The organism is Pseudomonas sp. J452 (assembly GCF_024666525.1).
Taxonomy (GTDB): Bacteria; Pseudomonadota; Gammaproteobacteria; order Pseudomonadales; family Pseudomonadaceae; genus Aquipseudomonas.
In genome coordinates this window covers 1,795,168-1,809,551 of the sequence record NZ_CP088294.1, presented here as the reverse complement: position 1 = coordinate 1,809,551, position 14,384 = coordinate 1,795,168, and the positions used below count along the sequence as shown (strand labels likewise).

Here is a 14,384-nt window from a genome sequence, read left to right as displayed (position 1 = left end):
ACTTGGCAATGAAGCGATTGACCGCATCCGCCATATCACCAACCTCGTCGGCACTATCGAGCTGCACGCGCCGCGTCAGATCACCCTCGCCTGCCGCCAGATCCTGCAACGCCGCGATCAGCAACTGCAGCCGGCTCAGCACCCGCCAGCCGAGCACCAGCGCTACCACCACCAACATCAGCAGGCCGACCACCAACAGACCCACCGCGATGCGCCAGCGCAGGGTCTCGGCAGCTGCCAGCACGGTTTCACCACCATTGCGCGCCATATCCTGGGTCGCCTGCTCGGCCAGCTGCAGACGCTGCTGCAAGGCCTGAGCACTCTCCTGCGCCGCGCCCGCCAGGCTGCTGTCGACCAGTTCGCCGGCGTTACCGACCAAGGTGGCAAAACGGCCATCCAGGGCTGTCAGCTCCTTTTCAATCGCATCCAGGGAAAGACCCAGCTGGACCTTGCCGATGGACGCCCCCATCGGATTGATATCGACCTCAACCATGTGCACCCGCGGATCCCGCGATGCGGCGTCCACCAGGCGCTCCAGCGGCGTCTTGCCCTGCCCGGCTGCCACCAGCTCGCGCACCTGCTCGCTACTGCGATTGAAGTTGCGGGTCAGGCGCTGGCCTTGCGCATCGTAGTAGACCGCAAACAGCACGGCGGGATCGCGCTGGACGATGCGCGTGAACGCAGTCAGGGCCGGCGCATCGTTATCCCAGATAGCCTTAGGCGCCACGCCTGCCAACAGCTGCGCCATGGAATTACCGGATTGTTTGAGACTCTCTTCCAGCACCAGACGCAGCTGCGCCTGCTCGCTTTTCAGCTGGGTCGACAGGCCACCGCCCAAACGCTCACGCGTATTGACCGAAAGCGCCGCCATGCCATCGCGCATTTCCTGCTCGGCCTTGCCCAGCTCGCCAGACAGGCGTGCGCTCTCACCCCCGAGACGCTGGGTCAGATCACGCACCAGGCCATCGACCGTGGCATGCGTCAGCCATACCGCCAGCCCGACCTGCACCAGCATGGCGGCACCGAGCGCAATGAACACCGGCCGCAGCAGCCGGCTGCGCAACAACGAGAAAAGAACGGACACTACTCAACTCCTTCCGCCAGAGATGCCCACGCCATTGCATCGGCAGCGGGCAATAAAGCTGTACCCCAAAGCAAGGTATAGGCCAGCCTGGTGGCTTGCGCCGAAAAGCAGAAAGGCCGCTCGAGAGCGGCCCTTCTGTCAACGCAGCAGCGATCAGGCGAACGGATGACGCAGGACGATGGTCTCGTTGCGATCCGGGCCGGTGGAGATGATGTCGATCGGCGCACCGACCAGCTCCTCGATACGCTTGATGTAGGCGCGCGCGGCCGCCGGCAGCTCTTCCAGGCTCTTGGCGCCCAGGGTCGACTCACTCCAGCCCGGCATTTCCTCGTACACCGGTTGCAGACCGATGTAGCTGTCGGCATCGGTCGGCGCATCGACCAGCAGCACGCCTTGAGCATCCTTGTAGCCGGTGCAGATCAGCAGCGACTCCAGGCCATCCAGCACGTCCAGTTTGGTCAGGCACAGGCCGGAGATGCTATTGATCTCGATGGCACGACGCAGGATCACGGCATCGAACCAGCCACAGCGACGGGCGCGGCCAGTGGTCGAACCAAATTCGTGACCGCGCTTGGCGAGGAAGGCACCGGTCTCATCGAACAGCTCAGTGGGGAACGGACCGGAACCGACACGGGTGGTGTACGCCTTGGTGATACCGAGGATGTAATCCAGGTACAGCGGGCCAAAACCGGAGCCGGTGGCAGTACCGCCGGCCGTGGTGTTGGAGCTGGTGACGTAGGGGTAGGTGCCGTGGTCGATATCCAGCAGCGAACCCTGAGCACCTTCGAACATGATGTCCTTATCAGCACGACGCAGGTCATGCAGGGTGGCAGTGACGTCAGCCATCATCGGACGCAGCAGCTCGGCGTAGGCCATGCACTCGTCGAGGGTGGCCTGGAAGTCCACTGCCGGCTCTTTGTAGTAATTGACCAGCACGAAGTTGTGATAGTCGAGCAGCTCGCCGAGCTTGGCGGCGAAACGCTCACGATGGAACAGGTCGCCAACGCGCAGGCCGCGACGCGCCACCTTGTCTTCGTAAGCCGGACCGATGCCGCGGCCGGTGGTGCCGATTTTGGCAGCGCCACGGGCTTTCTCGCGCGCCTGGTCGAGGGCTACGTGGTAGGAAAGGATCAGCGGGCAGGACGGGCTGATACGCAGGCGCTCGCGCACCGGCACACCCTTCTCTTCCAGCTTGGTGATCTCACGCATCAGGGCGTCGGGAGCAACCACCACACCGTTGCCGATCAGGCACTGCACGCCTTCGCGCAGGATGCCGGACGGGATCAGATGCAGCACGGTCTTCTCGCCGTCGATGACCAGCGTGTGGCCGGCATTGTGGCCGCCCTGGTAGCGCACAACGGCAGCTACGTGCTCGGTCAGCAGGTCGACGATCTTGCCCTTGCCCTCATCACCCCACTGGGTGCCCAGGACCACGACATTCTTACCCATAACACTTTTCCTCTTTGCGGAAGCTCGATGCCGGCCGCAGCCGGCGGAAAATCATTCAGAACGCCAGGGGCGTGACCTGCCAACGACCGTCACACAGCTGCAGCTGGCGATCACAGCCGGCCTCGGCGGCAGCAGCAATTTCCTGACCGGGCAGCGCCTGCACTACGCGCACACCTTCACGGCGCAGGCGCTGCACGGCTTGCCACAGGTAGACATCATGGCTGTCCGGCGCCCAGACACCCGGCGCCGGCTCATCGACCTGCATGCTGCCGAGGCTGACCAGGGTTTTCAGGTCGGTGGAGAAACCGGTAGCTGGGCGGGCACGGCCAAAATCGGCGCCGATATCGTCATAGCGACCACCCTGGGCGATCGACTGGCCGACACCTGGCACGAACGCGGCGAACACCGCCCCCGTGTGATAGCGGTAACCGCGCAACTCGCCCAGATCGAAGTACAGCGGCAACTCGGGATAACGCAACTCCAGCTCATCGGCGATGGACACCAGCTCATCGAGCGCCGCGTGCACGTCGGCCGGCGCATCGACCAGACAAGCCTGGGCCAGCTCCAGCACTTCACGCCCGCCACACAGCTCGGCCAGCGCGCGCAGCATGGAGGCCAGCGCGGCCGGCAGGTTGTCGGTCAATGCCGCCACTTCATCCACGGCCTTGCGCTGCAGGGCGTCGAACAGCTGCTGCTCGACCTCGCCAGACAGCTCGGCGGCGCGCGCCAGACCGCGGTAAATGCCGACATGACCGAGATCCATGTGCACATCCGGCACGCGAGCCAGCTCGAGCATGTCGAGCATCAGGCTGATGACTTCTACATCGCTGGCCGGACTGGCGTCGCCATACAACTCGGCGCCCAGCTGAATCGGGCTGCGCGAGGTGGACAGTGCACGCGGCTGCGCATGCAGCACGCTGCCGGCATAGCACAGACGGCTCGGCCCTGCGCGGCGCAGGGTGTGCGCATCGATGCGCGCCACTTGCGGCGTGATGTCGGCACGAAAGCCCATCAAGCGACCGGATTGCGGATCGGTCACTTTGAAGGTGCGCAGATCCAGATCCTGGCCAGCTCCGGTGAGCAGGGATTCGAGGTATTCGATGTGCGGCGTCACGACAAATTCGTAACCCCAGCACTGGAACAGATCCAGCACCTGGCGGCGGGCCGCCTCGATACGCGCCGCTTCTGGCGGCAGTACTTCTTCGATGCCATCTGGCAGCAGCCAGCGGTCTACCGTTGCCATTTCGCCATTCCCCTCTCGGTCCGGGCGGCAAGCCTTCAGTGAAGCAGATACAGGAGGGCGGTTCCCAGCAGCATGCTGGCCAGCCCCATCAGACGCAGCTGCCGATCAGGCTGCTGCACCAACTGCGCGAGTGCATCGCGCCAGCGTCGCGGATAGAGGAAGGGCAAGACGCCTTCCAGCACCAACATCAGACACAACGCGATGCCAAATTCCTGCCACATGATTCCTGCAGACGCAAAAAAGCCGGGCTTTTTACCCGGCTGGCCCATGATAACACGTTTTCCCCGATGTTCACCCCGACGGGCCGAATGGCCGCGCCGGGAATCCCTGGATCAGGGCTTGGATTGCTGCATGTAGCGGAAGAACTCGCTATCCGGATCCAGCACCAGCACATCATTCTTGCTGGAGAAGCTGTCACGGTAGGCGCCCAGGCTGCGATAGAACGCGTAGAACTCCTGGTCCTGGCCGTAAGCCGCGGCGTAGATGGACGCCGCCTTGGCATCACCATCACCGCGCACTTCCTCGGACTCGCGGTAGGCTTCAGCCAGCAGCACGCGCTTCTGCCGGTCGGCATCGGCACGAATACCTTCGGCCAGCTCCTTGCCCTTGGCACGATGCTCACGGGCCTCACGCTCACGCTCGGACGCCATGCGGTCGAATACGCTGCGATAGACCTCTTTGGGCAGGTCAATGGCCTTGACGCGCACGTCGACCACTTCGATACCCAGCTCCTTCTGCGCCATGCCATTGAGCGACTTGGTGATCGCCGCCATCAGCGCATCGCGCTCACCGGACACCACCTCATGCAACGAGCGGGTACCGAACTGGTTGGACAGTGCAGAGACCAGACGCTGCGACAGGCGATCATCGGCAATCTGCTTCTGACCCGAAGTTGCGGTGTAGAAGCGCTCAGCATCGGCCACTCGCCACTTGGCGTAGGCGTCGACCATCACCGCCTTTTTCTCCAGGGTCAGTACACGCTGGATCGGCGACTCCAGGGTCAGCAGACGACCGTCGAACTTGCGCACCTGGTTGACGATCGGCATTTTCACATGCAGACCGGGCTGCACATCGGCCACCTGAATCTTACCGAACTGCAGCAGCACGGCCTTTTCCGTCTGGGTAACGATGTAGAAACTGTTCCAGGCCACCACAGCCAGGACCAGGCCCGCGATCAGGGCAAACAGCGATTTATTGCTCATCAGCGGCTCTCCCTCGCGCGCAGGTCACGACGCTCCAGATCACTGATGATCCGGGTTGCCGTTTCACTGCTGGCCGCCGGCGCGGCGCTGGCAGCACCTGCGGCGCCACGACCTTCGATCATTTTATCCAGGGGCAGATAGAGCAGGTTGCTCTGGCCATCCTTACCGGTCACCAGCACCTTGCTGGTATTGCGGTAGACCTCCTGCATGGTGTCCAGGTACAGGCGCTGACGGGTAATTTCCGGCGCCTTGCGGTACTCGGCCACCAGCTTGCTGAAGCGATCCGCCTCACCCTGGGCACGAGAAACCACTTCATCGCGGTAACCGTTGGCATCCTCGATGATGCGCTGGGCCTGACCACGCGCCTCGGGCACCACGCCATTGGCATAGGTTTCCGCCTGGTTCTTCTCGCGCTGCTCGTCTTCACGGGCACGGATCACGTCGTCGAAGGCATCCTTGACCTCAGCCGGCGCCGTAGCACGCTGGATGTTGACCTGAGTAACCGTGATGCCGGTGCCGTAGTTGTTGAGGAAGGTCTGCAGACGCGTGCTCACTTCCACCGACATCTGCTCACGGCCGAGGGTAATCACCTCGTCCATCGAGGTGGAGCCCGCGACATGCCGCAGGGCACTTTCGGTGGCGTGCTGCAGGCTGATCTCCGGCTGATCGACATTCAGCACGAAGTCTTCAAGATTGCTGATCTTGTACTGCACGGTCAGCGGCACCTCGACGATATTCTCGTCCTCGGTGAGCATCTGCCCCTGCACGGAGAAGGTTCGCTCGCGCGTCACGTTCTCCTGGAACTTCTTGTCGAAAGGCGGGAAATAGATATTCAGCCCCTGCCCCACCGTCTCGTGATACTTGCCGAGACGCAGGACCACCGCCTGCTCCTGAGCGTCGACGATATACACGGCATTCCACAGCCAGACCAGGAACAGCAGACCCAGGCCGATGCCGAGCAGACCGAAGCCGCCGCCACCTTCGCCATTGCCACTGCGTTTCTTGCCGCCGCCAAAGATGCCATTGAGACTCTCCTGCAGCTTGCGGAAGGCCTCATCGAGATCCGGCGGCCCCTGCCGGCCACCGCCTTTGCGGCCACCCCAGGGGTCCTGATTGTTCGAATTGCCACCCGGCTCATTCCAAGCCATAGCGCTCTCCATCTGATAAAGCAAAGACGCGCCCACGGCGCGCCGCCCAATGCTACAGAATGCCCGCCGCTTGCCGCAAAAACGATGTGGCAGGCTTTATTGCAAAGTGTGTTACTGCAAAGTGTGTTGCTCGAGGAACTCCTGCGGCTTCCAGCCTTCCCGACTGACCAGCCGATTCAACTCTACACGCGGCAGGCGGATGGCCAAGAGAATATCGCCCTCTTCGTCATGTTCTTCGCTCTGCACGGCGTTCAACGCAAAGAATTGCGCACGCAAACGCCCCAGACGCTGCGGCAAGCGCAGGGTGCCCACGAATAGATCCTCACCGAGCAGCTCCGCCACGGCCTGGCGCAGCAACTCCAGGCCCTTGCCATCACGCGCCGACAGCCAAACGCGCAGCGGCTTGCCGTCGCCATCGCGCTGAATTTGCGGCTCGACGTGCTCCAGCAGGTCGATCTTGTTGTACACCTCAAGCATCGGCAACTCGTTGGCACCGATCTCACCCAGCACGGCCATAACTTGCTCGATCTGCTGGTCACGCTCCGGCTCGTAGGCATCGATCACATGCAGTAGCAGGTCGGAGTTGCTCGACTCTTCGAGAGTGGCGCGAAACGCCTCGACCAGCTTGTGCGGCAAGTGACGGATAAAACCCACGGTATCGGCCAGCACCACCGGTCCCAGATCATCCAGCTCAAGACGACGCAGGGTTGGATCGAGGGTGGCGAACAGCTGGTCGGCGGCATACACCTCGGAGGTGGTCAGCGCATTGAACAGGGTGGACTTGCCGGCGTTGGTATAGCCGACCAGCGACACTGAGGGAATATCCGCGCGCTTGCGACCGCGCCGCGCCTGCTCGCGCTGGCTGCGCACCTTCTCGAGCTTCTGCTTGATCTGGCGAATGCGTACACGCAGCAGACGGCGGTCGGTTTCTAGCTGGGTCTCACCCGGACCACGCAGACCGATACCGCCCTTCTGCCGCTCAAGGTGGGTCCAGCCGCGCACCAGACGGGTACTCATGTGATCCAGCTGGGCCAGTTCGACCTGCAGCTTGCCTTCATGGGTACGCGCGCGCTGGGCGAAGATATCGAGGATAAGACCGGTACGATCAAGCACCCGGCACTCGAAGACGCGCTCTAGGTTGCGCTCCTGGCTGGGCGTGAGGGTATGGTTGAAGATGACCAGGTCGACTTCTTCGGTCTTGACCAGGTCACGCAGCTCCTCGACCTTGCCACTGCCAACCAGGAACTTCGCGGTTGGCTGGTGACGCGGCACATTGACGAAGGCTGCCACATCCGCACCGGCAGACAACGCCAGCTCGCGGAACTCCTGCGGGTCTTCACGCGCCTCGGGATTCTGGCCATCCAGGTGAACGAGAATGGCCCGTTCACCACCACCGTGGCGCTCAAAAAACAAGGCAGACTCCCGTCAAATGTTGCCCGGCTCGGTCTGCTCGCCTTCGGTTGCGCTCGGCAGACGGACTGGGCGGCTCGGCACGACGGTCGAGATGGCGTGTTTGTAGACCATCTGGCTGACAGTGTTCTTCAGCAGAATGACGAACTGGTCGAAGGATTCGATCTGGCCTTGCAGCTTGATGCCGTTCACCAGATAGATGGAAACCGGTACGCGTTCCTTACGCAGGGTATTCAGGTAAGGGTCTTGTAGCGAATGCCCTTTTGACATGTGCCGCACTCCTGTAGGGTCAAAATGTAGTAAAGCAAAGGTGGCTTATGCCGTATCACACCCAATAAGCAAGGATAGACGGCCGCCGAAGAGGTCTCACTTCAATATGGAGACCGAGTTCAGGTATTTCAAGGCACAAGAAAGATTGTCACTGGCCAGACTGTCCAGCCAATGCAGGTTTTCCCAGCTGCGCAGCCAGGTAAACTGCCGCTTGGCCAGTTGGCGCGTGGCAATGATCCCCCGCTGCGTCATTTCGTCGCGATCTAGCTTGCCATCCAGGTAATCCCACACCTGGCGGTAACCAACCGCGCGAATCGACGGCAAGCCGGCGTGCAGATCACCACGCCGACGCAACGCTTCGACCTCTTCGACAAAGCCTTGTTCCAGCATCAGGTGAAAACGCTGGGCAATCCGGGCGTGCAACACTTGTCGCTGCTCCGGCGCAATGGCGAAGTGCGCCACAGTATAAGGCAAATGTGCCATTCCGGGTGCGCCACAGCCGCTATTTTCAGCGGCTTGCTGCTGCCTGTGCGCCGTCATGCTCAGGCCACTGACCTGATAAACCTCCAGCGCACGGGTGAGACGTTGCGGGTCATTCGGATGGATACGCGCGGCCGACTCCGGATCGATTTCGGCCAGCTCGCGATGCAGGGACTGCCAGCCTTCGACGGCGGCACGCGCCTCCAGCTCGGCGCGCACGGCCGGATCGGCTCCCGGCATATCGGCCAGCCCCTCGAGCAGCGCCTTGAAGTACAGCATGGTGCCGCCAACCAGCAGGGGAATACGCCCGCGCGCCGTGATCTCGGCCATCGCCGCCAGTGCATCGGCACGGAACTCGGCAGCGGAATAGCTTTCGGCCGGGTCACGAATATCGATCAGCCGATGCGGATAGCGCTCCAGGGTGGCGCGATCCGGCTTGGCGGTACCGATGTCCATGCCCCGGTAGATCAAGGCCGAGTCGACGCTGATCAGCTCGCAGGGCAAGACATCAGCCAGGGCCAGGGCCAGGTCGGTCTTGCCGGCGGCGGTCGGGCCCATCAGGAAAATTGCAGGAGGCAAGCGCTCAGTCATGGTTTCAAATCGCTCTCTAAGCGTCGCGAGCGCAGCTCAGGCAAGGCAAAAATCGGTGAGGAAGCGCAGTTTACCGATTGTAAATGAGCATTCCGAACCGATTTTTAACGCCGCATGAGCAAGCGCAGCAGCTTAGGGAGTGATTTTAGCGGCCGCGCAGGAACAGCTTGTCGAGATCATCCATGCCCAACTGGGTCCAGGTCGGCCGACCGTGGTTGCACTGGCCACTGCGCTCAGTCTGCTCCATGTCACGCAGCAGCCCGTTCATCTCGGGCAGGGTCAGGCGTCGATTGGCACGTACCGCACCATGGCAGGCCATGGTCGCCAGCAGCTCGTTGAGATGGGCCTGGATGCGATCACTGGTGCCGTATTCGAGCAGATCGGCCAGCACATCACGCACCAGCTGGGTCGCCTCGGCTTGCTTGAGCAGGGCCGGAATCTGCCGGATCGCCAAGCTTTCCGGCCCCAGGCGCTGCAGCTCGAAGCCCAGGCGCTGGAACCAGCTGCCATGCTCCTCGGCGCAATCGGCCTCGCGCTGGCTCAGGGCGATGGACTCCGGCACCAGCAAGGGCTGGCCGCGCAGCCCTTCACTGGCCATGGCGGTCTTCAGCCGTTCGTAGGTGATGCGCTCATGGGCCGCATGCATATCCACCAGCACCATGCCCTGGGCGTTCTCGGCGAGGATATACACACCCTTGAGCTGGGCCAGGGCGTAGCCCAGCGGCGGAATATCGCCCTGGGCCTGCGGCAAACCCACCGGCGCCGCCTCGGGCAGCGGGGCGAAATACTCGCGATAGGCACCCTGCGCCTCGGCAGCCGGCAAGGCCGACTCGGGACGCGGCGCCTGGTAGCCGGCACCCGGCGAGCGCCAGACCGAACCTTGCGCAACAGGCTGCTCGAGCATATTGGCCGCCAGCCCCATCTCGCCCTGCGGACCGAATTCGCCAGCAGCCTGCCCGCTCGGGCGCATCATCTGGCCGACCGCTGCCGGGGCCGCCAGCTGATCTTCCGGACGCACTTCACCGAGGGCGCGGTGCAGGGTGCCGTAGAGGAAGTCATGCACCATGCGGCCATCGCGGAAGCGCACTTCATGCTTGGTCGGGTGTACGTTGACGTCGACTACCGCCGGATCGATTTCGAGGAACAACACGAAAGTCGGATGGCGGCCGTTGAACAGCACGTCACGGTAAGCCTGGCGCACCGCATGGGCGACCAGCTTGTCACGCACCATGCGGCCGTTGACGTAGAAATACTGCAGATCCGCCTGGCTGCGCGAGAAGGTCGGCAGGCCGACCCAACCCCACAGGCGCAGGCCGCTGCGCTCGATCTCGATGGGCAAGGCCTGTTCAAGGAAAGCCGGGCCACACACGGTGGCGACACGACGGGCACGACTGACCTCGTCCGGCGCTTCGTGCAGGGCGAATACGGTCTTGGCGTTATGCCGCAGGTGGAAAGCCACATCGAAGCGGGCCAGGGCCAGGCGCTTGATGACTTCCTGCAGGTGATCGAATTCGGTTTTCTCGGCGCGCAGGAACTTGCGCCGCGCCGGAGTATTGAAGAACAGGTCGCGCACTTCCACCGAAGTACCGACCGGGTGCGCCGCCGGCTGAACTCGCGCTTCCATGTCACGACCTTCGGTTTCCACCTGCCAGGCCTGCTCGGCGTCGGCGGTACGCGAGGTCATGGTCAGGCGTGCCACCGAGCTGATCGAGGCCAGCGCCTCACCACGGAAGCCCAGACTGATCACGCTTTCCAGATCTTCCAGCTCACGGATCTTGCTGGTGGCATGCCGCGCCAGAGCCAGCGGCAGGTCGTCGGCAGGAATGCCGCCGCCGTCGTCGCGCACGCGCAGCAGCTTGATGCCGCCCTGCTCGACCTCGACATCGATGCGTTTGGCGCCGGCGTCCAGGCTATTTTCCAGCAGTTCCTTGATCACCGAAGCCGGCCGTTCGACCACCTCGCCAGCAGCAATCTGGTTCGCCAGCCGCGGACTGAGCAGCTGGATGCGCGCACCGCCGCTCACGGCTGGGCCGCCAGCGCAGTGGCCGGAATACTCAGGGTCTGGCCGACCTTGATGGTGTCCGATTTCAGCGAGTTGGCCCCACGCAGCGCAGCCAGGCTGACCTGATAGCGCTGGGCAATCAGCGCCAGGCTCTCGCCGGAGGTGACCACATGCTCACGCGGCCCCGGGGCGATCTTGCCGGTATCGCGCAGCCAGGCAACGTAGGTACCGGGCGGCGGGTTCTGCTGGAAGAACTGCTTGACCCCGGTGGTAATCGAGCGCGCCAGGGCCTGCTGATGGCTGCTGCTGGACAGCTTGCGCGCCTCGTTGGGATTGGAGATGAAGCCGGTCTCGACCAGAATCGAGGGAATATCCGGCGATTTCAGCACCATGAAACCGGCCTGTTCGACCCGGCGCTTGTGCAGCGGGGTGATGCTGCCCATATGGCTGAGCACTTTCTGCCCGACGTTGAGGCTGGAGGACAGCGAGGCGGTCATCGACAGGTCGAGTAGCACACCGGCAAGCATGCGGTCCTTGTCATCCAGGCTGACGTTGCCGGCACCACCGATCAGGTCCGACTGGTTCTCGCTGTCGGCCAGCCAGCGCGCGGTCTCCGAGGTAGCGCCGCGATCCGACAGGGCAAATACCGACGCACCGAAGGCGGCGGCACGCGGGGCGGCGTCGGCATGAATGGAGACGAACAGGTCGGCGCCCTTCTTGCGGGCGATCTCGGTGCGCCGGCGCAGCGGAATGAAATAGTCACCGGTGCGCACCAGCTCGGCGCGAAAGCCCTTCTCGGCATTGATCTGCCGCTGCAGCTCCTTGGCGATCGCCAGGGTCACGTTCTTCTCGAAGAGCTTCTTGCCTGGGCCCAAGGCGCCAGGGTCTTCACCACCATGACCGGCGTCGATGGCCACGACGATCTCACGCTTGCCACCGGGAATTGGCGGCAGCTTGCTCGGCGCAACCGCAGGCACCGCGGGCACTGCAGGAACTTGCGCGGCATTCTCGGCATTCGCCGCCGGCGCAGTCGGTGCCGCCACAGGAGCGCCCGAGGCGCCAGGAGCCTCTTCATCGAACAGGTCGACCACCAGACGATGGCCGTACTGCTGATTGGGTGCCAGGGTGAAGCTCTTGGGCGAAACCGCTGCGGAGAGGTCGAGCACCAGACGCAGGTCGGTCGGCGAGCGCTGGGCCGAACGCACCGAGGTAATCGGTGTATTGTTCAGCGACAGTTGATCGAGTCGGGCCGCCAGGGTGGCGCCACTGACATCGATGACGATGCGATTGGGTGCCGCCAGGGTGAACACACTGTGCTGCACCGGACCAGACAGGTCGAAGACCAGGCGGGTGTTATCCGGCGCACGCCACAGGCGCACACTGCGCACTTCCGTCGCGGCCAGCACGTCGACAGCCACTGCCGCCAACATCAGCCCTACTCCGCCAAATAGCGCACGCAGGCGCATAGCCTTCCCCATTTTTATATACGAACTCTTATTAGGCAGCACATAAGGCCGTGCACCACGCCTCGGCCCGCGCACTGTGTGGCTGCAGCAGCAGCGCACGACCGGCCTCTTGCGGGCTAATGGTAATGTCCAGGTCAGCCTTTGGCAAAACGCCGGCACCGCGCTGCGGCCACTCGATGAGGCACAGCGAAGCGCCGTCGAAGTAGTCGCGGATGCCGAGAAACTCCAGCTCCTCGGGATCGGCCAGGCGGTACAGGTCGAAATGAAAGATGCGCTTGTCACCCAGCTCGTAGGGTTCGACCAGGGTAAAGGTCGGGCTCTTCACCGCCCCGGCATGGCCGAAACCCCGCACGATGCCGCGCGACAGGGTGGTCTTGCCTGCCCCCAGGTCGCCATGCAGATAGATGATGCCCTGCCCTTCGGTCAGCGTGGCCAGGCGTGCACCGAGGGCCAGCATGGCCTCCTCGCCCTCGGCATAAAGACTTACGGCAGGCATGCACAATGCTCCTCAAGCAACTGACGAATGGTAGGGATCAGATCGCTGGCGGCCAGGCCTCGCCCACCCGCGCCAAGCAGCTGTCCGGCGCTGGCATGCAGCCAGACGCCCAGCGCCGCGGCAGCGAAGGCGTCCAGGCCCTGGCCGCGCAGCGCACCGATCAGCCCGGCCAGCACATCGCCGAGGCCGGCGCCGGCCATGGCCGGATGGCCACGATCGGCCAGCAGCAAGCGACCGTCGGGGGCGGCGATCAGGCTGCCGGCACCCTTGAGCACCACCACGGCCTGGTAGCGCTGCGCCAACGCCAGCGCCGCCGCCGGCCGATCGACCTGCACTTCGGCCGTGGTGCAACCGAGCAGCCGCGCCGCCTCGCCGGGGTGCGGGGTGAGCACGCTGTCGGCCGGCAACTCGACCGCCCCCTCGGCCAGCAGGTTGAGCGCATCGGCATCCCACACCTGCGGCCGCGGGCTGGCCGCCACCGCACTGAGCAGGCTACGCCCCCAGGCCTGGCGACCCAGGCCCGGGCCGACCACCAGCACATCGGCCTGTTCGCACAGGCGCGGCAGCTGATAGGTCGAGTCGGTAGCCATGCACATGATTTCCGGGCGCCGTGCCAGGCTGGCGGCCACATGCTCGCCGCGGGTTGCCAGCGTCACCAGGCCAGCCCCGCTGCGCAGGGCGCTTTCCGCCGCCAGCAGGGCCGCACCACCGAAGCCGCGATCACCGGCCACCACCAACACATGGCCGAACAGGCCCTTGTGGGCGGTACGCGAGCGTGGCGCCAGGCGCGGCACCTGGGCGCCCGCCAGGCGCAGCGCCGTGCAGGGTTGTGCTGCCAGCAGCTGCGGATCGGCTTGCAGGTCGTCGAACTGCAAATCGCCGATCCAGTCCGGCGCATCGCCGGTGAACAGGCCGAGCTTGAGGCCGATAAAGCTCACCGTCAGGTCGGCGCGCACCGCCTGCTCGGCGACCTGGCCGTTATCGGCATGCAGCCCGGAGGGAATATCCAGCGCCAGCACCGGCAGGCCGCTGCCGTTGATCTGCTCGATGGCGGCGGCATAGGGCGCACGCAGCGCACCCTGGAAACCGGTGCCGAGCAGCCCATCGACCACGATGCCGCGCAGCTCAGTCTCGACCTGCCAGGTTTCGATCGCCACCCCGGCGGCACGCGCCTCGCCAAAGGCCAGGGCGGCATCGCCGCTCAGTCGCGCCGGCTCGCCCAGCGCCAGTACCCGCACCGCCCAGCCGGCCTTGTGTGCCAGCGCCGCCAGCAGATAAGCGTCGCCGGCATTGTTACCCGAGCCGGCCAGCACGCTGACCTCCCCCGCCTGCGGCCAGCGCCGGCGCAACGCGCGCCAGGCGGCATGGGCGGCGCGCTGCATCAGCTCGAAGCCGGGCGTACCGGCGGCGATCAGCCGCGCATCCAGCTCACGCACCTGGGCGGCGGTATACAACGGCAGGGGCAATAGGTCTTGGGCAAGCGACATGGTTCGGTGATTCCGGCGAGGTCTGGCAGAATTATACCCATCTCCCTCCGGTTACC

General features: G+C 64.2%; 12 protein-coding genes and 1 pseudogene. All 13 read right to left on the bottom strand.

Annotation, left to right across the window (positions count from 1 at the left end):
- Positions 1-7: 7 nt before the first annotated feature.
- Positions 8-178 (bottom strand): annotated as a pseudogene (locus LRS11_RS22460) (HAMP domain-containing protein); the annotation flags it as partial.
- A 1,059-nt stretch (positions 179-1,237) separates the two neighbouring features.
- Positions 1,238-2,533 carry an adenylosuccinate synthase gene (locus LRS11_RS08115; RefSeq protein ID WP_260496343.1) on the bottom strand — a complete coding sequence of 432 codons (1,296 nt, stop codon included), beginning with the start codon at positions 2,531-2,533 and terminating at the stop codon, positions 1,238-1,240.
- Between the two features lie 55 nt (positions 2,534-2,588).
- Positions 2,589-3,776 carry an ATP phosphoribosyltransferase regulatory subunit gene (locus tag LRS11_RS08110; RefSeq protein ID WP_260496342.1) on the bottom strand — a complete coding sequence of 396 codons (1,188 nt, stop codon included), beginning with the start codon at positions 3,774-3,776 and terminating at the stop codon, positions 2,589-2,591.
- A gap of 35 nt (positions 3,777-3,811) precedes the next feature.
- Positions 3,812-3,997: a DUF2065 domain-containing protein gene (locus LRS11_RS08105; RefSeq protein ID WP_260496882.1), complete on the bottom strand. Its 186-nt coding sequence runs from the start codon at positions 3,995-3,997 to the stop codon at positions 3,812-3,814.
- Between the two features lie 111 nt (positions 3,998-4,108).
- Positions 4,109-4,978, bottom strand: a complete 870-nt coding sequence (gene hflC, locus LRS11_RS08100) for a protease modulator HflC (RefSeq protein ID WP_173209720.1) — start codon at positions 4,976-4,978, stop codon at positions 4,109-4,111.
- The gene (gene hflK, locus LRS11_RS08095) at positions 4,978-6,126 is read right to left on the bottom strand and encodes an FtsH protease activity modulator HflK (RefSeq protein WP_182832142.1); all 1,149 of its coding nucleotides are present in this window, start codon (positions 6,124-6,126) and stop codon (positions 4,978-4,980) included. Before hflK ends, hflC begins: the two co-directional genes overlap by 1 nt.
- A gap of 111 nt (positions 6,127-6,237) precedes the next feature.
- On the bottom strand, positions 6,238-7,539 hold the full coding sequence (gene hflX / locus LRS11_RS08090; protein WP_260496341.1) for a ribosome rescue GTPase HflX: 1,302 nt from the start codon (positions 7,537-7,539) through the stop codon (positions 6,238-6,240).
- Positions 7,540-7,551: 12 nt separating this feature from the next.
- On the bottom strand, positions 7,552-7,806 hold the full coding sequence (gene hfq, locus LRS11_RS08085; protein WP_173209726.1) for an RNA chaperone Hfq: 255 nt from the start codon (positions 7,804-7,806) through the stop codon (positions 7,552-7,554).
- Between the two features lie 96 nt (positions 7,807-7,902).
- The gene (gene miaA, locus LRS11_RS08080) at positions 7,903-8,877 is read right to left on the bottom strand and encodes a tRNA (adenosine(37)-N6)-dimethylallyltransferase MiaA (protein WP_260496340.1); all 975 of its coding nucleotides are present in this window, start codon (positions 8,875-8,877) and stop codon (positions 7,903-7,905) included.
- 145 nt (positions 8,878-9,022) lie between these two features.
- Positions 9,023-10,900 carry a DNA mismatch repair endonuclease MutL gene (gene mutL / locus LRS11_RS08075; protein WP_260496339.1) on the bottom strand — a complete coding sequence of 626 codons (1,878 nt, stop codon included), beginning with the start codon at positions 10,898-10,900 and terminating at the stop codon, positions 9,023-9,025.
- Positions 10,897-12,357: an N-acetylmuramoyl-L-alanine amidase gene (locus LRS11_RS08070; protein ID WP_260496338.1), complete on the bottom strand. Its 1,461-nt coding sequence runs from the start codon at positions 12,355-12,357 to the stop codon at positions 10,897-10,899. The genes mutL and LRS11_RS08070 overlap by 4 nt, the downstream gene beginning before the upstream one ends.
- A gap of 19 nt (positions 12,358-12,376) precedes the next feature.
- Positions 12,377-12,841 carry a tRNA (adenosine(37)-N6)-threonylcarbamoyltransferase complex ATPase subunit type 1 TsaE gene (tsaE, locus tag LRS11_RS08065; RefSeq protein ID WP_260496337.1) on the bottom strand — a complete coding sequence of 155 codons (465 nt, stop codon included), beginning with the start codon at positions 12,839-12,841 and terminating at the stop codon, positions 12,377-12,379.
- Positions 12,829-14,328, bottom strand: a complete 1,500-nt coding sequence (locus LRS11_RS08060; RefSeq protein WP_260496336.1) for an NAD(P)H-hydrate dehydratase — start codon at positions 14,326-14,328, stop codon at positions 12,829-12,831. Before LRS11_RS08060 ends, tsaE begins: the two co-directional genes overlap by 13 nt.
- Positions 14,329-14,384: the final 56 nt, after the last annotated feature.

What these genes read in the sequence shown, in the direction of transcription:
- LRS11_RS08115 (WP_260496343.1), bottom strand. Translation starts at nt 2,533, where the DNA reads ATGGGTAAGAATGTCGTGGTCCTGGGCACCCAGTGGGGTGATGAGGGC.
- LRS11_RS08110 (WP_260496342.1), bottom strand. Translation starts at nt 3,776, where the DNA reads ATGGCAACGGTAGACCGCTGGCTGCTGCCAGATGGCATCGAAGAAGTA.
- LRS11_RS08105 (WP_260496882.1), bottom strand. Translation starts at nt 3,997, where the DNA reads ATGTGGCAGGAATTTGGCATCGCGTTGTGTCTGATGTTGGTGCTGGAA.
- hflC (WP_173209720.1), bottom strand. Translation starts at nt 4,978, where the DNA reads ATGAGCAATAAATCGCTGTTTGCCCTGATCGCGGGCCTGGTCCTGGCT.
- hflK (WP_182832142.1), bottom strand. Translation starts at nt 6,126, where the DNA reads ATGGCTTGGAATGAGCCGGGTGGCAATTCGAACAATCAGGACCCCTGG.
- hfq (WP_173209726.1), bottom strand. Translation starts at nt 7,806, where the DNA reads ATGTCAAAAGGGCATTCGCTACAAGACCCTTACCTGAATACCCTGCGT.
- miaA (WP_260496340.1), bottom strand. Translation starts at nt 8,877, where the DNA reads ATGACTGAGCGCTTGCCTCCTGCAATTTTCCTGATGGGCCCGACCGCC.
- LRS11_RS08070 (WP_260496338.1), bottom strand. Translation starts at nt 12,357, where the DNA reads ATGGGGAAGGCTATGCGCCTGCGTGCGCTATTTGGCGGAGTAGGGCTG.
- tsaE (WP_260496337.1), bottom strand. Translation starts at nt 12,841, where the DNA reads ATGCCTGCCGTAAGTCTTTATGCCGAGGGCGAGGAGGCCATGCTGGCC.
- LRS11_RS08060 (WP_260496336.1), bottom strand. Translation starts at nt 14,328, where the DNA reads ATGTCGCTTGCCCAAGACCTATTGCCCCTGCCGTTGTATACCGCCGCC.